Origin of the sequence: Mesorhizobium sp. M0239, from assembly GCF_040321815.1 — a bacterium.
Classification (GTDB): Bacteria; Pseudomonadota; Alphaproteobacteria; order Rhizobiales; family Rhizobiaceae; genus Mesorhizobium.
In genome coordinates this window covers 238,271-258,972 of the sequence record NZ_JAMYSG010000006.1, presented here as the reverse complement: position 1 = coordinate 258,972, position 20,702 = coordinate 238,271, and the positions used below count along the sequence as shown (strand labels likewise).

At 62.3% G+C, this 20,702-nt stretch carries 19 protein-coding genes; 16 read left to right on the top strand and 3 right to left on the bottom strand.

The window, feature by feature from the left end:
- The 6 genes from NKI99_RS08530 to NKI99_RS08505 all read left to right on the top strand — a co-directional run.
- Positions 1-3,218, top strand: a 3,218-nt coding sequence (locus NKI99_RS08530; RefSeq protein ID WP_352610537.1) for an SPM autocatalytic domain-containing protein, incomplete at its 5' end; no start/stop codon positions are given.
- 60 nt (positions 3,219-3,278) lie between these two features.
- Complete coding sequence (locus NKI99_RS08525; protein ID WP_352610536.1) at positions 3,279-3,650, top strand: hypothetical protein; 372 nt, start codon at positions 3,279-3,281, stop codon at positions 3,648-3,650.
- Positions 3,651-3,682: 32 nt separating this feature from the next.
- Positions 3,683-4,456, top strand: coding sequence for a lytic transglycosylase domain-containing protein (locus NKI99_RS08520; RefSeq protein ID WP_352610544.1), 774 nt, complete (start codon positions 3,683-3,685; stop codon positions 4,454-4,456).
- Positions 4,457-4,548: 92 nt separating this feature from the next.
- Positions 4,549-5,748 (top strand): type 1 periplasmic-binding domain-containing protein, encoded by a 1,200-nt coding sequence (locus NKI99_RS08515; RefSeq protein WP_502897897.1) that lies wholly within the window; start codon positions 4,549-4,551, stop codon positions 5,746-5,748.
- Between the two features lie 33 nt (positions 5,749-5,781).
- Positions 5,782-6,486, top strand: coding sequence for a thermonuclease family protein (locus tag NKI99_RS08510; RefSeq protein WP_352610533.1), 705 nt, complete (start codon positions 5,782-5,784; stop codon positions 6,484-6,486).
- Positions 6,487-6,713: 227 nt separating this feature from the next.
- Positions 6,714-7,466 (top strand): GGDEF domain-containing protein, encoded by a 753-nt coding sequence (locus tag NKI99_RS08505; protein ID WP_128305808.1) that lies wholly within the window; start codon positions 6,714-6,716, stop codon positions 7,464-7,466.
- A gap of 58 nt (positions 7,467-7,524) precedes the next feature.
- Here NKI99_RS08505 and NKI99_RS08500 read toward each other — a convergent pair whose 3' ends face one another.
- Both NKI99_RS08500 and NKI99_RS08495 read right to left on the bottom strand, forming a co-directional pair.
- Complete coding sequence (locus tag NKI99_RS08500; RefSeq protein WP_352610532.1) at positions 7,525-9,072, bottom strand: GMC family oxidoreductase; 1,548 nt, start codon at positions 9,070-9,072, stop codon at positions 7,525-7,527.
- Between the two features lie 42 nt (positions 9,073-9,114).
- Complete coding sequence (locus tag NKI99_RS08495; RefSeq protein WP_023809939.1) at positions 9,115-9,792, bottom strand: FadR/GntR family transcriptional regulator; 678 nt, start codon at positions 9,790-9,792, stop codon at positions 9,115-9,117.
- Between the two features lie 204 nt (positions 9,793-9,996).
- Between NKI99_RS08495 and NKI99_RS08490 the strand changes: the two genes are divergently transcribed.
- The 9 genes from NKI99_RS08490 (at position 9,997) to NKI99_RS08450 (ending at position 19,086) form a co-directional block, all read left to right on the top strand.
- The gene (locus NKI99_RS08490) at positions 9,997-11,625 is read left to right on the top strand and encodes a GMC family oxidoreductase (protein ID WP_352610531.1); all 1,629 of its coding nucleotides are present in this window, start codon (positions 9,997-9,999) and stop codon (positions 11,623-11,625) included.
- A 290-nt stretch (positions 11,626-11,915) separates the two neighbouring features.
- On the top strand, positions 11,916-13,067 hold the full coding sequence (locus NKI99_RS08485; protein ID WP_027039500.1) for a cupin domain-containing protein: 1,152 nt from the start codon (positions 11,916-11,918) through the stop codon (positions 13,065-13,067).
- Positions 13,068-13,112: 45 nt separating this feature from the next.
- Positions 13,113-14,270: an LVIVD repeat-containing protein gene (locus NKI99_RS08480; protein WP_050592656.1), complete on the top strand. Its 1,158-nt coding sequence runs from the start codon at positions 13,113-13,115 to the stop codon at positions 14,268-14,270.
- Positions 14,271-14,279: 9 nt separating this feature from the next.
- On the top strand, positions 14,280-14,687 hold the full coding sequence (locus NKI99_RS08475; RefSeq protein WP_023809936.1) for a RidA family protein: 408 nt from the start codon (positions 14,280-14,282) through the stop codon (positions 14,685-14,687).
- 26 nt (positions 14,688-14,713) lie between these two features.
- Complete coding sequence (locus NKI99_RS08470; RefSeq protein WP_023809935.1) at positions 14,714-15,334, top strand: glutathione S-transferase family protein; 621 nt, start codon at positions 14,714-14,716, stop codon at positions 15,332-15,334.
- A complete protein-coding gene (fhmpcd1, locus tag NKI99_RS08465) occupies positions 15,334-16,263 on the top strand; it encodes a 5-formyl-3-hydroxy-2-methylpyridine 4-carboxylate 5-dehydrogenase (RefSeq protein WP_352610530.1) in 930 nt (309 codons plus the stop codon). Before NKI99_RS08470 ends, fhmpcd1 begins: the two co-directional genes overlap by 1 nt.
- 130 nt (positions 16,264-16,393) lie before the next feature.
- Complete coding sequence (locus tag NKI99_RS08460) at positions 16,394-17,224, top strand: ABC transporter ATP-binding protein (RefSeq protein WP_023809933.1); 831 nt, start codon at positions 16,394-16,396, stop codon at positions 17,222-17,224.
- Entirely contained in the window at positions 17,221-18,036 is an 816-nt protein-coding gene (locus NKI99_RS08455; RefSeq protein ID WP_023809932.1) for an ABC transporter permease, read from the top strand. The genes NKI99_RS08460 and NKI99_RS08455 overlap by 4 nt, the downstream gene beginning before the upstream one ends.
- 39 nt (positions 18,037-18,075) lie before the next feature.
- The gene (locus NKI99_RS08450) at positions 18,076-19,086 is read left to right on the top strand and encodes an ABC transporter substrate-binding protein (protein ID WP_352610529.1); all 1,011 of its coding nucleotides are present in this window, start codon (positions 18,076-18,078) and stop codon (positions 19,084-19,086) included.
- 38 nt (positions 19,087-19,124) lie between these two features.
- Here NKI99_RS08450 and NKI99_RS08445 read toward each other — a convergent pair whose 3' ends face one another.
- Positions 19,125-19,550, bottom strand: coding sequence for a hypothetical protein (locus tag NKI99_RS08445; RefSeq protein ID WP_352610528.1), 426 nt, complete (start codon positions 19,548-19,550; stop codon positions 19,125-19,127).
- A gap of 154 nt (positions 19,551-19,704) precedes the next feature.
- Here NKI99_RS08445 and NKI99_RS08440 point away from each other — a divergent pair, with 154 nt between their 5' ends.
- Complete coding sequence (locus tag NKI99_RS08440; protein WP_245486387.1) at positions 19,705-20,679, top strand: putative B6 ABC transporter substrate-binding protein; 975 nt, start codon at positions 19,705-19,707, stop codon at positions 20,677-20,679.
- Positions 20,680-20,702 lie beyond the last annotated feature (23 nt).

The following is a 20,702-nucleotide window of genomic DNA, read 5'->3' as shown; positions in this document are numbered from 1 at the left end:
AGTCGGCCTCGGTCGACATCGGCAAGAACCTGGTCTTCCTCGATGACGGCCCGTCGATCACGCCCTCGGCAACGGCGCAGCCGGTACTGACGGTCGACGAGACGAATCTGGCCGCCAATGCGACGGCGAACTTCGCCGCCAACTTCACCTCGGCGTTCGGCGCCGATGGCGCCGGCACGCTGGTCTATGGCCTGAGCGTGACGGCAGGTGCGTCGGGTCTGGTCGACACGGCAACCGGCCAGGTGGTCAACATCGCCCTCGTCGGCAATGTCGTCGAAGGCCGCACTGCTGGCACCAACGACCTGGTGTTCACGCTGACCGTCAACACGGCGACCGGCGCTGTTGCGCTGGACCAGATCCGGGCGGTCGTCCATCCGACGACGGATCCGAACGAGCCGACCAGCCTGAGCGCCGACGATCTGATCAAGGTGACGGCCACGATCACCGACAAGGACGGCGACAGCCAGTCGGCCTCGGTCGACATCGGCAAGAACCTGACCTTCCTCGACGACGGTCCGACGGTTCTCGACAAGACGGATCTTTATTTCGCCAACAGCGGGACTGTCAGCGGCACCGGCGTCTTCGACTACTCCATCGGTGCTGACGGACATACGGCGTACAGCAGCCTCAATTCGGACTTTTCCGCCATCACTTTGGCTGGCAGTGTGGCTGGGAGCGCAATCACGGCGCCGACCGTGATCTGGGCCTCTGAGACGTCAACAACGGCCGTCTTCAATGTCAGCTTCAACTATCTCACGGGTGGGGTGTCTACCCAGGAAACGGGCACCCTCACGTTCGACAAGGTTGCGGGAACCTACACCGTGGACCTGACCGACCCGATCTCAGCAGTAACGATCAGTACAGTGAGCAATTCGTCCTCTATCGTTGGCTATCAACCGGGATCCTCGACGGTTGACAACAGCCAGCCGGATGTGGCGGTAGCCCAGGTCAATCCAAATCTGTTCATCCAGTTTACCGGCTACGCGGAACCGGGAGCTGGCACCGGGGCTGACAACCTGCAATCGGGTTCGATTGATGGCAATTCGCTTACCTACGTGAACGGAGAATTGCTCACCCAGAGTTCGGCATACGTGTCCATCTCCGGCACAGCAAACGGCGTTGCGGGCGATACAATGGGCAAGGGAGAAGTCATGGACATGGACTTCTTCACCACAAACCCGACTGGATTCACGAATTTGGCCCCTGACGCTCAGGTAAGTTCGATGTTCCTGAAGTTCGATGGCATCGGGAACTCCGAAGACTTCATCGTCATCCTGAAACTCTACGATACGGTTGCCGGCACCTATACGACCAAGGCAATGTTTGTCGAGAACGGCGACATCTTCAAGGGCCCGGGCACTGGTCCGGGCATCTACTCCAGCGTAACGCTCGACAACAATGACGGCCTGTTGATCATCGAATCGAATGACTACAATGCTGCTGGTCAGCACTACGTGCTGGTGGGCGCACAGATCACTCCGACCGATGAAGGCATCACCGGCACAGCTATCAATCTAAACGGTGCGATCGGTGCCGGCGGAGCGAGCACGACGACGCAAAATTTGAGTTCGGATGTCAACGATCTGGGCTTCAAGGTCTCGGACATCGGCCTGGTCAGCACCACGACGACGGCGCAAAATGCCGATCTAACTTTCAATGTCACCGTGAAAGACGCGGACGGCGATACGTCACCGGCACAGCAGCTGGACGTTCACGTTGTCAACGGTGTTACCTATGCTGGCACGGCGGATGCCGAGACCATGCAGGGTACGGCCAATGGCGACACGCTGAACGGCAACGGAGGCGACGATATCCTGCAGGGGTTTGGCGGAAACGATACACTGACCGGCGGTGCCGGCGCCGACACGATGACCGGCGGCGCTGGCGCAGACACCTTCGTGATTGGGGCTGGCGACTCGACGCCCGTCATCAGCGGATCAGGCGACCTCGGCACGATCTCCGGCTATGACATCATCACGGACTTCGTCGCCGGGACCGATAAGCTAAGCCTGCCAGGCACCCTCGTGGCTGCGACGGGCGGCAACGTCGATGGGGGGAACACCACCTTGACGATCGGCGGAGACACGGTTCAGTCCCATTCGGTCACGAATGGCATCGCCACGTTCTTCGGGACGGACAGCTTTACAACACCGTTGACGGTCAACTCGACCGCAAGCTTGGCGGCGGCTGTCCAGTATCTGACGATAACGGATATCGGAAACGCCGGGGCGACGCTCGCCTTCACCGCAACGATAGCGGCGGTGAGCCATACATTTGTCTACACCCAGACTGGTGCAGGTGCCGGCGTGGGAACTCTCGTCGATCTCCAAGGGGTCACGATCGCGAACCTGAACACCCTGCTCACAGGGTCGATCGATCCCATTATCCTCGACCTGAACCACAATGGGTTTGCCTTCTCAGACGTCAGTCATGGTGTTCAGTTCGACATGAATGGCGATGGTGCCAAGGAACAGCTTGCCTGGAACACATCCCATGATGGGATGCTGGCGGTCGATCTCAACCATGACGGCAAGATCGACGATGGCACCGAACTGTTCACGCCGAACTTCGGCGGTGGCAACTTCGCCAGCGGCGCGGCGGCATTGGCTTCGCTCGACAGCAACCATGACGGTGTCATCGACCACAACGATACCGCCTTCGACAGCCTGCTGATCTGGAAAGACGCCAATGCCAACGGCACCAGTGACGCCGGAGAATTGTCACACCTCGCTGACAAGGGTATCGTCTCCATCAGCACAGCGGCTACTCCGACTGTCGGCGAAATCGACGGACAGACCGTGACAGGCAACGGAACCTTCCAGATGGCCGACGGCACGACCGGCAACTATGTCGAGGTCGAACTCGACACCTCACTTGTTGCGCCGGCAGAGCAGACCGCCGGCAGCACGGGCGCCGACACCTTCAAGCTTGACAACCTCGACATCAAGGATCTCATCACCGACTACCACGGCACAGGCCCTGGCGGTGAGGGCGACAAGATCGACCTGAGCGCGCTGTTCGACACGGCGTCGGGGGGCAACATCAATGACTATGTGCACTACGACGCCGACACGAAGACACTGAGCGTCGATACGACTGGTTCGGGCAATGCGGCCAATTTCGTGGACGTCGCCGAGTTGCAGAACGCACCTGCCGCAGGCACGATCACGATACTCTACGACGACACGGCGCATGTACAACACACGGCAACGATCTAACGCCATGGCGCACGGCCACGCGACTATGTTATACATCGCTAATATCTAGGGGAGCTCAACATGAAACGTTCTGCAAGACTGCTGGTTTCCGCTGCGACGCTGTTGCTGGCAGTCGGGTCGACGGGGTATGCCGCCGACATCATCGATGGCCCGACCGGCGATTATTGCCGTGTCGTCGGCACGTCCAACCTGGTGCTGAACGACAACATCGTCGACCTCAGGGAGCAGGTGGTGAAGCTGATGGACGAGTCGGTCGCAGCCGCCAACAGTTCGGAGTGGATCAACTCCTCCCGGCCCGTCTTCGTCTGGGCATCGGAAGCCAAGGTCGCCTGCGGCATGGCTTACGGCTACCTCAAGACGAACTACAAGGACGAAGACACCCTCAACAAATGCGAGTGTTTTCACGATCGCATGGTCGAGTACATGCACTGACCGGATAGGCGAAGCCACGCCTGTTGGCCATCATGGCAGCCGACGGATCCTTCCTGAAGGCGGTTGCGGGCGCGATCGTGTTGCTTGGCTTTGTCCAAACGGTCACGCCGGCCAGTGCCAACTGGCTGGAACGACCGTCCGCGAAACAACAGCTTTCGCCCTGCCTGAAGCAGCCAGTGCGCTGTGATCCGGCTACGGAGTGGACCCGGCAGACATTCAAGGCATTTGCCAGCTGCCAGGCATCGATCCATGGCCTGGAGCCGCTGCTGGCGCATGCAGTGATGGAGATCGAAAGCGGCTTCGATCCCGGCGTGCAAGGCGCCGATGGCGAAATCGGCCTGATGCAGGTGATGCCGGCGACGGCCAGGATGCTCGGCTTTCGAGGTTCCCTGGACGATCTCAGCGCGCCGGCGGCCAACATCGCGCTGGGGGTCAAATATCTTGCACAGGCCAACAGGCTGGCCGCCGGCGATCTGTGCACCACCGTCATGAAGTATCGCGCCGGGCACAATGAAAGCCGGTTCTCGGCCCTTTCGGTCCGCTACTGCCAGCGTGCGCGGGCAATCCTGGCAAGGGAAGGCTTTGAAGTGACCGGGCTTTTGCCGGTGGCGACGTTCGGCTTTTCCGCCTTTTCAGGCGGTGAGGGTGGAGCCGCTGCCCAATTCTGGCCGGGGAAGGGGGGAAAGGGCGTCTGCGTGCGCCGCGTGTTCGTGCCCTGGCCGCGATACATGAAATGCGCCGACTATCGGAGTGCCGGGCAAGCAAGGCAGATCAGGGCGCTCAGAGACAGGCTTTTCGGCGGCTAAAAGAACTACAGACGGCACTGCAAGTCCGCCGTAACATGCGTTGAAGACCAGACCGGGAACAATATCCGGCGGCACATAGGGGTGGAGCATTCATGGAAGCTGGCCGACAGGTCCACGGTCCGCGGACATGGGCAATCGCCTTGGCGCTCGCCGCGATCTTATCAGGCTGCCAGTCGAAGGGCGGCGTGTCCGAAGTGCTCGATCCGGCGGCGATTGCCGCGCCTGCCGGGCAGAATGGCGCCGCCGGTGCCGGCCCCGTCCAGGCGACCCAGTCGCTGGGCACCGGGTCGACAAAAGTCACGATGCTGCTGCCGTTGTCCGGCTCCGGAACAGCGGGCGAAAACGGCAGGAAGATGCTGGATGCGGCCAAGCTGGCGATGACGGATATTGGCAATGGATTGCTTACGCTGACGGTAGAAGACACCAAAGGCGACAGCGCACTGGCCAGCAAAATGGCGATAACGGCCATAACGACGGGCTCGAAGGTCGTGATCGGCCCGACCGAACTGACGGCAGCCCAGCATATTGCCACGCTGTCTGGATCGAAGCGGCCACCGGTTCTGGCGCTTGCCGATAATTTCGCCGGTGGCGCCGGGGTTTATGCCGTGCTCCTTGGCGAAGCGGACAGCGCCGCCGCAGGCGCCGCGGGACTGGCCGCGAAAGGCAGCAAGAAGTTCGTGCTGCTTGTCGCGGATGGCCCAAACGCCGGCGCCATGGAGAAGCGGGTCGCAAACAGCCTCAGCATCTACGGCGCGGCGCTCGCGGTCACTCTCCGATATTCCGCCGGCGACGGCGCCGCGAAGGCGGTCGACGAAATGGGCTCACTCGTGGACGCCCCCGACGCCGTCATTGTCGCCAGCGGCAATGGCAGTCCGTCGCCTGTCCTTGCCGCCCTCAAATCGAAGGGCATTCCGGGAAAGACTGTCTCCGTCGTCGGAACGAACCGTTGGCTGGAGCACCCCATGGATCCGCTCTTAGAGGGGGCGTTTATCGCCACGCTCGATCCAAGTGAAACCGGGCCGATCGCCGACCGCTTCAGGACGGCATACAACTATCCGGCTGACGTCAATGTGGCCTATGCCTATGACATGGTTGCCCTGACGGCAGGGATTGCCAGCGCGATCGGGCCTGATGGCTTCAGCAAAAAGGTTCTCGAGAATCCAAACGGCTTTCGCGGGTCGACCGGCCTGTTCCGGTTTCGGGCCGACGGATCTAGCGAACGCTCGATGCCGTTCTATCGGATTGAAAAAGGTGCGCTCAAGCTGGTTGCCAAATCGACGTCGGGTTTCTGACCGGCGCAAATCCCTAAGATCCTGTTCAAGCTGATGGGCAGGCCGGGCCGCAGCCGCTTGGCGATCGCGCTCGGAAGCCTGCTGCTTCTGGCCGGGATACTGCTGATCATTCAAGGTGGGGCGTTGCTTTCGGTCGATCGGCCTGTCCGTGCCCCGTCGCGGGATGTTGACGATACGCAGCCTATCCGGCCGGTTGCCCCGGTAGCCGGCGCACAACGCCTGGAGCCGGCGCGCAAGGTTGCTCAAGACCTGATCGCTCCGCCACGGCTTGATCCCGCTGAGATCGAACGGACCGAGCCCCGTCCGCCACTCAGCGAGCTCGGTCTCGCCGTGCCCCCGAAAACGCCGATGCCTGGGGATTGGCGGGAGGTCTTGCTCTACCGCCCGGTTGCCACATCGTCGGCGATGTTCGCATCCATGGGCCGCAAGGTGGTCATCAGCGGAGTGCGAGGCATCGATCTCGACAGCTCCTGCTCGTTTCATGACGTCACCTGGCCTTGCGGCCTGCGCGCACGCGCCGTTTTCAATTCCTGGCTGAGGGGACGCGGGCTGCACTGTTTCGTACCGCCGGACGTCGAGCGTTTTGCCGTCGCCGCGCCATGCAGGCTGGGCAAGCAGGATGTTGGCGCCTGGCTTGTCTCCAACGGCTGGGCCACGGCGCTGCCGAGCGGCATCTACGGCAAGGCGGAGGCGACAGCCAGAAAGGCTGAGATGGGCATATTCGGCCCGGCACAATAGCCTGCCATTCAACCCTGATGCTTGTCTGTTCACCGCCACGGGCGCAGCTTTGCGTCTGTCTTTTATGCATGTCCTTTTCCCAAAGCCGAGGTCATGCATTGGGAGCAAGCCGATTTCGTCCGCAGCCTTGATGGGGTCATCGCGCAATCGATTAAATTGCAAGGTTCCTTGAAACTGAAATTGCAACACACCGGCCCTATACCAGCCCATCCACAGGAGATCGGCCAGTGACAAAGACTATGGCGAGCACCACCGACCAGGCATGGAAAGGCGTCGCTTTGCTGACGTTTCTGGGAACCACTGCAATCCTGGGCGTTTCCGTCGGCCTCAATTATCTGCTCCTGTTCTCCGAGGCGCTGACGCCATTTGGGCGCAGCATGATCACGGCAATCCTGTTGCCTGTTGTCCTTGGTGTTCCGCTTTTTCTGTTCGTTGGATTGAAACAGATCGAGCTTCGTCGCTATCGCCGGGAACTCGACAAGTCGGCAACCTTCGACACCACGACCGGCTGCCTGAACGGAGCGGTCTTCACGTCGATGGTCGAAAAAAGAACGGCAAGGCCGTCGGTGCCGGGGCCTAAATCGGGCGCCTTCCTGGTCATCCATTCGGAGCATCTGCGGTCCATCAACCTGCGCTTTGGTCTTGAATGGGGCGATCAAGCCTTGCGGCTCATAGCCTCGACCATACAATCGTCGGTGCGCGCGGAGGATCTGGTTGGACGCATGGGAACGTCGATGTTCGGGGTTTTCCTCGCCGGTGCGACCGAAGCAGAAGCCAGGGAAATCGGCCAGCGTATCGAGGCGCGGATCGCGCAAGTCTATTTCGCGCCAAAGGGGACCGAGGATGCCCTGACCGTCAAGGTCGGCGGCGTGGTGTTCGAAAACCAGGTGGAGTTCGCGGACATGTTCCGGTCCGCCGAGCAGCGCATGGCCGGCGTCCAGGACGGAGCCGCGTTTGAACTGACGCATCTCCATAGCTGACATTCGCCGGGAACCAGAGCCATTCGGAACCCAGGGGAATTGTCGGACGCGGCCGCGGTTACGCTGACGACGGGGTAGCCCGTGAAGACGCCGCCCAGGTTTCGGCTACGGCGACGATCGCGGCATTGATCGGTCCGCTCGGGATCGCCGGCATCACCGAGGCGTCGACGACAAAGGCATTGTCGAAGCCGTTCAGCCGCAAGTCAGGATCGACGACGGCCTCAGTGTCACGACCCATCCGGCACGTGCCGGCCGGATGGTGATGGGTGGAAGCAGCCCTGGCAATGAAAGCATCGAGTTCGGCATCGGACTGAACCGGGGCGCCTGGCAGGATCTCCATATCGCGCCATTCGTCCAGAGCCGCATGATGGCCGACCATGCGCGCCCGCTTCAACGCCATCCTGAATGTCGCGCGGTCGTGTTCGGTTTCGAGATAATGTGGGTCGATGACCGGCGCATCGTTGCGGCCCGGCCCGCTTGGTGTGATGCGCCCTCGGCTTGTCGGATGGGTGACGCCGCACAGGATGGTAAAGGCGGAGCCATAGGGCGGGGTCTTCAGGCCCTCGGCCGCGGACGGGGCGACGACGCAGGCGAGCACGATATCGGGACTTCCCGTAGAGCGGGTCGGATCGTCGCTGTGCAGATACATCAGCGATTCGGAGTGCTGCAGGCGGGAGGGCGGCACCGGCTTTTTCGTGCTGTAGACATTTCCGAGAGCCAGCAGATGATCCTGCAGGTTGCGGCCCACATCGCCCCGATCGGCTAGGCAGCGTATATCAGCCTGCTTCAGCGTATCGGGACAGCCAATGCCCGACCGCATGAGGATGAGCGGCGTGGATACGGCGCCGGCGCAAAGAACGATCCGGTCGGCGGAGAGTGTTCCGGTCTCACCCCCGCACACCACGCTCACGCCCGTGATCTTGTGGCCGTCCAGCACTAGATGCTCGACCTCGTGGCCGGCGAGCAAGGTCAGGTTCGGCCGCGCCATGACCCGCGGCGGCAGATAGGCGTCGGCGACGCTCAGGCGCTTGCCGTCACGTATATTGAGTGAATTGGGACTGGTGCCGACCAGTTCGCCGCCGTTGTGGTCGCTCAGGGCGGGAGCGCCCAGGGATCGCCCGGCGGCGATGTAGGCACGCACGACCGGACTGACCTCGGCGTCCGGCAGATAGACGTCCAGCGGGCCGCTCTTGCCGCGTGTCGGCGCATCGAAGGCGGTGAAGGCTTCGCTGCGGATGAAGCCCGGCAACAACCCCCGATAGGACCAGCGCTCGCCACCGGCTTGTGCCCAAGGTTCGAAATCATCGGGATGGCCGCGCACATAGGCCATTGCATGCAGGCAGCTCGAGCCGCCGACTATCCTGCCGCGCGGCCATTCATGGACGCGGTCGGCAGTGAAGGGCTGGGGCACGGTCCGGTAGCTCCAGTCATAGGCGCGGCCCTGGAGCATCGTCCATTTCAGCGGATCGGCGATGTCGGGATCGGCCGGCATCGCCCCGGCCTCGATGAGGCCGACCTGGCACGACCGGTCTTCACTGAGCCGGCTGGCAACAACCGAGCCTGCGGATCCCGCGCCGATCACCAGCACGTCGAAATGACGTTTCAATTTGAAATTCCCCGCACAGGCTCGATGTCAGAGGTGATACGATCACGCGGCAAAGGCGCCGGCGTTCGACCGTTCCATGATCTGTCTCTGCACGGACAAAAGGTGCGCGCGCATTGCGGTCTCTGCCGCTTCGGGATCGCGCTGCGAGATCGCTTCGGCGATCAGGCGATGCTCGCCGTCGCGGTGGGCGATCCGCTTGGGGCAGGTGGGTGCCGCGGTGCGCGCAACCTTCACCCGCGCATCGACACCGACCTGGCGCAGCATCTTGTAGAATTCCGCGGCAAGGTGGTTGCGGGCCGCGGCGACGATCGCGAGATGGAAAGCGAAGTCGACCTCACCCGACGGGGCGTTCTCAGGCGTGGTTGCCGCGTCGAGGATCCGCGCCGTCTCGAAAGAGGAGGCGCGCAGCGACGCCAGTCGGGCAAGGCCCGGCTCCATGATCAGGCGCAATTCCAGGACCTCGATCGGATTGGTTACCCTGACCAGTTCCTCGCCATATCTCGGAAGGGCAGTCGGCGCCCGCCTGGCGCGCGCCGGCTTGAGGTCGCCCGAAAGGCGCAGCACTTCAAGCGCCTTGCGAAGCTGATGGCGCTTGACGCTCAGATGTTCCGCAAGATCGCGCTCGGACGGAAGCTTGCCGCCGCCCTGCTGCAACTGGCGGACCGCGGCGATGATGTCGTCGAGATCCGATGGTCCGACCTGCGGCTCGAATGCGCTCAAAACCAAATCTCCTGTCCGATCGGCAGACCGCCGACTCAACGTCCCGACATCATATTGTGACACGAAAACCTGTTCGACGGCACTCAACCAATTCAACCAATCTACAACTGTACGCAATGGTTGACAACACCAGTTGCGCAATGGTTGACTGCCCATGTCGACGGTTGCCATCGCGGCGGACCGTCTTTCTCCCGAGGATCACGCATGCCGGCTGACGAAACCTTTGACTACGTCATTGTCGGTGCGGGATCGGCCGGCTGCGTGCTGGCGAACCGGCTGAGCGAAGACCCTGCCGTGTCGGTGCTTCTGCTGGAGGCGGGGGATTGGGACCGCGATCCGATGATCCACATCCCGCTCGGCTGGGGCAAGATCCTGACCGAACGCCGCCACGACTGGATGTATTTCTGCGAGCCCGAGGCCAATGTCGGCGGGCGCAAGGTCGAATGCGCGCGCGGCAAGGTCATCGGCGGCTCTTCCTCCACCAACGCCATGGCTTATGTGCGCGGCAATCGCGGCGACTATGATCGCTGGGCGGCAAGCGGCCTGACGGACTGGTCGTTCGACAAGGTGCTGCCCTACTTCAAGAAGCAGGAGCGCTGGGAAGGAGGCGAAAGCCGGTATCGCGGCGGCAGCGGGCCGCTGAACACCCAGTTCTGCCGCTACAAGGACGAACTGATCGATGCGTTCGCGACGGCCAGCCGTGATGCCGGATATCCGCAGACCGACGACTACAACGGCGCCATACAGGAAGGCTTCGGCCGCCTGCAGATGACAATTGCGAACGGCCGCCGCTGCTCGACCGCGACCGCCTATCTGCGGCCGGCTATGCGTCGCGGCAACGTCAAGGTGCTGACCGGCGCGATGGCGACGAAGATCCTGCTGAAGAATGGGCGCGCAACCGGCGTTGCCTACACCAGAGGCGGGGCGAGCCATGAAGTTGTGGCGCGGCGCGAGGTCCTGCTTGCCGGCGGCGTCATCAACACGCCGCAGCTGATGATGCTGTCAGGCATAGGCGACAGCGGCGAGCTCGCGGCGCATGGCATCGAGACGAAAGTCGATCGTGCGCAGGTCGGCAAGAATTTGCAGGACCATGTTTCGGTCATCCTGATGTATCGTCGCAAACAACCGGGACCGTTTCTCAAGATGATGCGGGCCGATCGTATCGGGCTGGATTTCGTCAAGACCTATCTCACCGGAAAGGGCTTTTCGGGAGATGTGCCTGGCGGCGTCGTGGCATTCCTGAAGAGCGACGCAAGCCGGCCGTTGCCGGACGTACAGCTGCTTTTCACCGCCGCACCGCTTGGAGCATGGCCTTACATGTCGCCGTTCAAGGCGCCGTTCGCCGACGGCTTTGCGACCCGTATCGTTGCCGTGCAGCCGGAGAGCCGCGGCAGCGTCAGGCTGGCGTCCAGCGATCCGGTCGCCGCGCCCCTGATCCATCAGAATTTCCTGTCCTCGCAGCGCGACTGGCAGTCGCTTCGCGCCGGCTTTCGTGTTGCGCGCAACCTTGCCAGCCAGCCGTCCATGGCTCCGTTCGTTGGTGCGGAGTTCTTCCCCGGCCCGAAATGCGAGAGCGACGAAGAGATCGACGAGCATATCCGCAAGACCTCGATCACCGTGCATCATCCGGCCGGCACGTGCCGCATGGGCGTCGATGCGGCATCGGTGGTCGATCCGGAATTGCGGGTGCGCGGCATCGCCGGACTTCGTGTCGTGGACGCCTCGGTCATGCCCGACCTCGTCTGCGGCAACATCAATGCGGCGGTCGTCATGATCGCCGAAAAGGCCGCGGATCTGATCCGCAGCCGCGCCCAACAGAGCGTGGCGGCCTGACAGAGGCGGCCGGAATACAACCAAAGTCTTTTGGTTGAGATTGAAAACTGCGTTGGTTGGACCGTCATGTGCCTCCGCCTGGCCGTGACGAGGCGGCTTCATGCCCTGATTTCAAGGCATATTTCGAGCATTCTTGGGCTATTTCTGCCTGTTTCTGGGCATTTGCCTCTCAAAAATGCACCTCAACCAAAAACTTATAAAATTCGCAATTTGGGTATTGTCGCGCAAAACCAATGCGAATACGGTTGAGTTGGTTAGAAGTATTTTCTTCGTGACGAGAGGTGTCCGATATGTCCCTGGCGCAACCAGCTAACGATGTGCTCACCAACAAGAAGGCAGCACTCAAGGGCCTCTATGACGCCCTCTACGCAAAGAACATGTTTCCGTTCTGGGCGACGTCGGAAGGCGTCGATCATGACGAGATCAAGCAGCTGATGGCGACGTCGAAGGCCGTTCCCTTCGTGTGGTCCTATTCGGACATCGAGCCGCTGCTGCAACGCGCCGCCGAACTGGTGACCATGGACGACAGCGAGCGCCGCTCGCTGATCCTGGTCAATCCTGGCCTTGCGCCCAAGCGTGCATCGGTCAGCACCATGTACACCGCCTACCGCCTGAATGATCCCGACGAGATCATGCCGCCGCACAAGCACTCGCCGAGCGCCATCCGCTTCGGCCTGACCGGCAAGGGCAACTTCACCGGCGTCGAGGGCGAAGACGTGGTCTTCGGCCCCGGCGACATGGTGCTGACGCCCAACGACGCCTGGCACAATCATGGCACCGTCGGCGGCGAGCAGGCGGTCAACCTGTCGGTGCTCGACCTGCCGCTGGTCGAAACGCTGCACGCCGTCCATTTCGACCACAAATACACCGAGATGGTCGACGGCAAGGAAGTCGAGAAGAAGGTGCAGACCGCCCGCTATCCCGGTGACTATTCACAGCGCATCTATGGCGAGGGCGGCCTGATGCCGCGTTTCGTCGACCACAAGCGCGGCGGCGGCCTGTCGTCTCCGATGTATGTCTATCGCTGGGAGAAGATGGAAGCGGTCCTAGACGCTCACAAGGATTGGGATGGCGACCCTCATGAAGGCATCGTCATCGACTATGTCGATCCGACGACCGGCGGACCCGTCTTCCACACCATCAATTTCTACGTGCAGATGCTGCGCCCCGGCGAGAAGACCTTGCCGCAGCGCGAGACCGCCAGCCTGCTCTTGGCGCCGTTCCGCGGCAACGGCCATTCGATCATCGACGGCAAACGATATGACTGGAACCAGTTCGACACCATCGCCATACCCGGCGGTTCCTGGGTCGAGCATGTCAACGGCTCGTCGAGCGAGCCGGTGATCTTCTTCGGCGCCACCGATGCGCCGACGCAGAAGGCGCTGCTCCTCTACAAGCGCTGGGGCCGCAACCAGGCCGGCGATCTGCTCCGTCTCGTCTAGTTCCCATCCTACTGCCCCGCCCCCTTGGGCGGCGGGGACATTGAAATGACGTTTCAGCAGCAAGGGCGTATGCATTTGGTTTCGGCGTTCAACACCAAGCAGATCGGCCATGTCGACTGCCCAGGCGGCGGCCAGGTCTGGGTCGACGGCAACATCCTCTATATCGGCCACATGCGGCCGCCGAGCGGTACGACGCTGGTCGACATTTCCGACCCGCGCAATCCGCGCAAGATAGCCACGATCGATGTTCCGCCCGGCTGGCACTCGCACAAGGTGCGCGCCAAGGACGGGCTGATGATCATCAACCACGAGCGCTTTGGCGATGCCGGCCCGGCCGATTTCGGCGGCGGGTTGGCACTCTACGACACAACCAAGCCGGCACAGCCCAAGCTCATCTCGAAATGGATAACCGGCGGCAAGGGCGTCCACCGCTACGACTTCGACGGCCGTTACGTCTACATCTCGCCGACCGCCGACGGTTATGTCGGCAACATCGTGATGATCCTCGACCTGATCGATCCCACAAAGCCGGTCGAGGTCGGACGCTGGTGGATACCCGGCCAGTGGACGGGTGGCGGCGAGGAATACCCCTGGCACGACTATGTCACGCCGCGTTGCCACCATCCTTTGCGCATGGGCGACCGGCTGTATGTCAGCTACTGGCATCACGGCCTGTTCATCCTCGACATTTCGGACATCACCAAGCCGAAGCTGGTCTCGCACGTCAATTCGAGCCCGAGCTTTCCGCATCCCACCCACACCTGCCTGCCGATTCCACAGCCGCTCAAGGGCCGCAACATCATGGTGGTGGCGGACGAGGACGTCGCCAAGCTTCGGCCATCACCGCCGGCCTTCACGTGGATCTACGACATCACCGACGAGACCAACCCGTTGCCGATCTCGACCTTCCAGGTGCCGGGCCTCGACCCGGATGGTTCACCGCAGCCGCAGATGACCGGCTGCCATCAGCCTTCCGAACGGTTCAAGGGCACGATCATTCCGTTTGCATGGTTCGCGCAGGGGCTGCGCCTCGTCGACATCGCCGACCCGTTCGCGCCAAAGGAGGTCGGCCATTTCGTGCCCGACGCGCCCGAGGGGGCGGAGCGTTCCTCGTCCAACGACGTGACCATCGACGACCGCGGCATCGTCTACCTGATCGATCGCATCCGTGGCGTCGACATCATCGAAACCAGTGTTCTCTAGGAGCAGGCATTGAGCGACAGCACGCGAAAATCCGCCAGCCATTACGCCATCGGCAACAAGAACCCGAACCTGCCGTTTCATCCGGCGGTGCGTGCCGGCGACTTCATCTTCGTCTCGGGCCAGGTGCCGAAGGACGACAACAACAACATGATCAGCGGCACGATCGAGGAAGAGACGCTGGCCACGCTGAAGACCATCGCGCGCGTCATCGCGCATGAGGGCGCGACGCTGTCGGATGTCGTGCGGATCACCACCTATCTCGAGGATACGCGCGATTTCGGCCGCTACAACAAGGCGTTCCTCGAAGGGATCGGCGATGCCGTGCTGGCGCGCACGACCGTCGAGGCAAAGGCCGTCATCAACACCAAGATCGAAATGGACGCGATCGTCTACAAGCCGCTCCCAGCGAGCAAGTAGGCATTGGACACAATCGAGGAGACGACATGTACAAGCTGTTAGGCCGCCAGACATCAGGCAACGTCCAGAAGGTGCTCTTCATGCTCGAAGAGCTTGGGGCATCCTACAAGCGCGAGGACTATGGCCGCCAGTTCGAGAACACCCAGACGGCGGAATACAAGGCGCTCAACCCGACCTCCAAGGTGCCGACGCTGGTCGACGGCGACACCGTGATCTGGGAGTCCAACACCATCCTGCGCTATCTCGCGGCATTCGGTGGCGAACAGTTGAATGGCGCCACGCCGGCGGAAAAGACCGAGGTCGAGCGCTGGATGGATTTCCTGCTGGCGGCGGTCAATCCCGGCTACCTGGCGGCCTTCAAGGGCGCCAAGCTCACACCCGAGGAACAGACCGCCGAATACAAGGAACAGGTGAAGGACCTTGTCGCGCAACTCAAGATCGTCGATGGCCACCTGGCCGGCAAGGACTTCCTGGCGCTGGACAAGCTGACCCTTGCCGACATCGCCTGCGCGCCGATCCTGAAGCGCTGCGTCGACTTCAAGATCGACCGGCCGTCGATGCCCGATCTGGAGCGTTGGGTGGCCGCGATCGCCGCCCGGCCGGCCTTCAAGGCGGCAACCACTGCTGCTCCCGCAAAGGCCGCATAATGATCAGGCGCGCCGCTCTCATCGGATTGGGAACGATGGGTCCAGGCATCGCCGCGCGGCTTTCGCGCGGCGGCCTCGATGTCACGGCGTATGATGTTTCACAGGCGTCGGTCGAGCGTGCCCGCGGCATGCTCGATCTCGCCGGCGGCGTGCTCGATCGTCTCGACATCAAGGCGCCCGGGACAGGCGCCGGCAGCGTGCGATTCGTCGAGACGATCGCCGAGGCCGTCGATGGCGCCGAACTGGTGATCGAGAACGTGCCCGAGAATATCGACATCAAGGCGCAGGCCTATCGCGACATCGATCCGCTGATCGGCCCGTCCGTCATCGTCGCTTCCGACACGTCGGGCATCCCGATCACCAAGCTGCAGGCGCATATTTCGCATCCCGAGCGGATGGTCGGCATGCACTGGTCGAACCCGCCGCACATCATCCCGATGATCGAGGTGATCGGCGGCGAGAAGACCGCACCTGAAACCGTGGCTGTTATCCGCGATCTTATCCGCTCGATCGGCCTGCTGCCGGTGGTGGTGAAGAAGGATGTTCCAGGCTTCGTCGAGAACCGCGTGCTCTATGCGCTGCTGCGCGAGGCGGTTGATCTTGTCGAGCGCGGCGTCATCGAGCCGGAAGACCTCGACACCTGCGTATCCTGGGGCATCGGCTACAAGATCGCCGTCATCGGTCCGATGGCGCTGCTCGATATGGCGGGGCTGGATATCTACAAATCCGTCTCATCCTTCCTGAATGCCGATCTCTCCAACCGCGACGATGTCGCGCCGATGGTGCTGGAGAAGACGGCTGCGTTGAAGTTCGGCATCAAGTCGGGCGAGGGCATGTTTGCCTACACGCCCGAGCAGACAAAGGCGCTGCAAGGCGAACGGGCGCGCAAGCTCGTCGCGGTGCGGCGCATCCTGGAAGGCCGGGAGTAGCTAATGTCAAACGGTGCGCAGAGGGCAGGCCGGTTCGAGGAGTTCCACCGGTCGGCTGTTTGTGTGAAGGGTGCCTTCGCCATCAAGACGGCGTGGCTGCGGCCGACGAAAGCGCGCGGGGCGACAAGCCATGCGCATTGAAACCATTCGAGCCGCCGGTGACAGGCCGGCCCATATCCGCCATGACAATCTGATCTCCGCCAAGGGCGTTTCGGTGGTCATCGCCCGGCAGTTGATCCTCAGCAACATCGATCTCTCTGTGCCGAAGGGGTCGTTTGTCTCCCTTATCGGCCCTTCCGGTTGCGGCAAGAGCACCTTGCTCAAGGTGCTGGCCGGGCTGGTGCAGCCGACCCAGGGCAGCGTTGCGATCGCCGGGCTCGCACCGGTCGAGGCGGCGCGCAAGTGTATGATCGGCCTCGTCTTTCAGGACGCCAACCTGCTCCCCTGGAAGAACGCCGTCGACAATGCGTCGCTGCTGCTCGGCATCGCCGACAAGTCGCTGTCGCGCTCGGATTTGCGGGCGCGCGGGCAGGAGATGCTGGAACTGGTGGGGCTGGGCGACAGCGCCCACAAGCGCCCAAACGAACTGTCGGGCGGCATGCGGCAACGGGTCGCCATCGCACGGGCCCTGGCGCTCGATCCGGCGGTGCTGCTGATGGACGAACCGTTCGGCGCGCTCGACGCCATCACCCGCGATTCGATGGGGCAGTCGCTGCTGGAAATCTGGCAGCGTACCGGCAAGACGATCGTGCTCGTCACCCATTCCATCGACGAGGCCATCCATCTGTCGCGTCATGTGCACGTGCTGGGGATCAAGCCCGGGCGGATCACCGAGAGCCTCGACATTGCGCTGCCTTATCCACGCGACCTGTCGGTCAGCGAAGATCCGGAGTTCGTCAGGCTGGTGGTCCAGTTGCGAACCATGCTGCGCTCCAGCCATCAGCCGGGAGGCGCGTCTTGAGCGACCAACCCATCACGGACCTTCCCGAGCCGCGCCTCGCCTCCAGCTGGAGTGCGGCGACCGGCAGTTGGCTACCGGCGGTCATCCTGCTGCTGGTGACGATCGTGGCGTGGGAAGCCGCCGTGCGGATCTTTGCCATATCCGCCTTCATCATTCCCGCCCCGTCCGAGATCGCGAAGTCGCTGGTGGCGCAATGGGGCACGCTGATGCAAGCGACGCTGGTGACCGCGGGCGAGATCCTGTTCGGCTTCCTGGTCTCGGTCGTGGTCGGCATTGCCATTGCGCTGGTCATCGTGCGCTTCGACTGGCTGGGACGCGCGCTGTATCCACTGGTGGTGCTGTTCCAGAACGTGCCGAAAGTCGCGCTCGCGCCGATCTTCATCCTCTGGTTCGGCTATGGGCTGGCGCCCAAGATCGGCCTCATCCTGGTCATCGCCTTCTTCCCGGTGACACTGTCGATGCTGGCGGGCATGCAATCGGTCGACCGCTCGCTGCTGTCGCTGATGAATTCCGTCGGAGCCAGCCCGACGCAGATCCTGTTCAGGATCCGCGTTCCGCATTCGCTGCCGAACCTGATGGCCGGAACCAAGATCGCCGCCACGTTGAGCGTGATCGGCGCCATCGTCGGTGAGTTCGCCGGGGCGTCGGACGGTCTCGGCTACGTCATCCAGTTCGCTTCGACCCAGCTCGACACGGCGCTGGTCTTCGCAGCGCTGCTGCTCGTTTCCGTGCTTGGCATCGCCTTCTACTACGCCGCCGAAATCCTCGAACGCATCGTGGTGCCGTGGGCGCCGAAATTCAGCCAGTCCTAGGTCCGCTCGATCAACCAAATTCATAAAAGGGAACAAAAAATGCTGAGACGCTCACTTATCAAGGCCGCTACCTTCGCGGCGTTTGTTGCAGCACTCGGTTTTTCCAACGCTGCTCTGGCGGCGGACAAGGTCAACGTTCAGCTCGACTGGGTGGTGCGCGGCAATCACGCCATGTTTTTCGTCGGCAAGGAAAAAGGCTTCTTCGCCAAGAACGACATCGATGTGGCCGAGATCCGCAAGGGGTCCGGCTCGCCGGACGCGATGCGGCTGGTGGGCAATGAGAACGCGGATTTCGGCTTCGGCGATCTTCCCACGCTTGCCGTCGCACGGTCGCAGAATGTCCCGGTCGTGGCGCTGGCGGCCGTCAATCAGCACTCGCCGCTGGGGATCATTTCGCTGGCCAAGACGCTGAAGCTCACCAAGCCGTCCGACCTCAAGGGACTGACCATCGGCATTCATCCGGCTGGCTCCACCTACATCTTCTTCAAGGGCTTCCTGGCCGCCAATGGCCTGACCGAAAAGGACATGACGCTGAACAGCGTCTCGCCTCCCTATGAAAGCTATCTGCTGCTGGGCCGGGTTCAGACGGTCGTCGGCTATATCGACGCGGAGGTTCCCGAGCTGGAGGCGAAGGCCGGAGGCCCCGGCTCGCTCAGCATCATGATGGGGGCGGACCATGGGTGGAAAGCCTATGGCTCGGGCCTGTTCACCTCGCGGGCGATGATCAAGGACAAGCCGGACGTCGTGCGCCGCTTCGTCAAGGCGTACAGGGAGGCCTTCGACTATGTCGTGGCTCATCCGGAAGAGGCCGCCGAGATCACGGCCAAGGCAGCGCCCGGCTATGCGGACAAGAAGGACGTGCTGCTGGCGCAGATCAACGCCGACATCGCCTCGACATTCAGCAGCCCCGACACCAAGGAACACGGTCTCGGCTGGATGACGAAGACGCAGTGGGAGGAGACCCTAAAGACGCTGACGGACCAGGGCGTGCTCAAGGCGGCTCTGTCGGCGGACGACGTCTTCACCGACGCATTCCTGGCAAAAGAATAAGGGGCGCGCGGTGTTCGAACGGAAAGATCGATGAGCGCCTACCGGCAGACCAGGCTGTCCTGCGCGATGGCGCAGGACACATCACGCTCGCCTTTCGCCGCATCGGCGCGGTCGAGCGTGACCTGCACGCGGGTGGCATATGCCCAGCTCGCCAGACCGCACCACAGCCGCTCGACGGGCAGGTTCTCGCGCTTGTCGTTGAGGATCGTGAACGTGCCGGTCTTCGCATCGAACCAGAGCTCGACGCGGGTCTTCTTGCCCGGCTCGATCGTTGCGATCCCGGCTGAATACCAGTGGGCGAAGTCGGCGTTGCAGGAGAGGCCTTCGCTGCCCGCATTCGAAATCGTCAACGGAACCATGTCGAGCCCGTCAGTGCCGGTGCGGACGGTGACATGGTGCAACTCAACCGCGTTGGCGAAGGACGACAACGCCAGCATCACCGGAAGGGCATAACGGATCTTCACTTTGCCTGAGCTCCATATATAAATTTCGCAGGCAGTCTATCTCGCTTTCGCGCAATAACAATAAGAATGTTGATTGGTAAATCAAAACAGAGAGGGTAACATGTTAAAGATTCTCAAGAGCAGTGTAAGTGCAGTTATATTGAGCGGTGTCTTGATGAGCGGCGCGCTTGCCGGCGAGGTCAAGTCGATCGCCATCCTGACGCCCGAAGAAGGCACGGACTATGGCTGGAACCAGCAAGGCATCGACGCTGCCAAGGCGGCGGGCAAAGCCGCAGGTGTCGAAGTGGTCGTGGCCCAGGGTCTCGGCTATGGCGACGTTCGTCCGACCTTGCGGGAACTTGCCTCCGACGGCGCCAGCCTGCTGATCGCTCATGCCAGCGGCTACAACACCTCGGCGCCCGAAATCGCCAAGGAACTGAAAGTTCCGGTGGCGATCGTCGACACGCCAGCCGGCTTGGAGAAGGGCCTCGTCGCCGACTACACGCTGAGCGGCCACGAGGGTGCCTATCTGGCCGGCCGTCTCGCCGGCAAGGTGTCGCGTTCCAAGTCGGTCGGCATCGTCGTCTCGGGCGAACCGCCATCGTGGAATTCGCAGTCGGCGGCGTTCGCACAAGGCGTGAAGGCGGAGAACCCTGACGTCAAGATCACCTATGCGGTGATCGGCCCTGCCGCCTACAGCGACGCGGCCGGCGGCAAGCGCGTCACCGAAAGCGTGATCGCATCCGGTGCCGACATCATCTTCGGCCAGGGCAACGGTTCGAGCTTCGGCATGCTGCAGGCGGTCGAGACGACCAAGGCAGCCGATGGCGGCAAGGTCTATTTTATCGACGTCATCGGCGACAAGACACCGATCGACAAGGGCTTCCTGCTGTCGTCGGTGGTGTGGAACATCGAGCCGGTCTATGCGGCGATGATTGCCGACCTGAAGGCCGACACGTTCGGCACCAAACACTATACGATCGGCCTCAAGGACGACTCGGTTAAGCTGCTGAAGACCGCTGCGATCCCGGACAATGTCTGGACGGAAATCCAGGCGCTGCGCGAGGACGTCATTTCCGGCAAGATCAAGGTCGAGCCGGTCTATGACGCGGCCGCCGTAAGGGCACTGATGACCAGCGTCGCCCAGTAAGGCGATCACGGTCAACTGCCGGA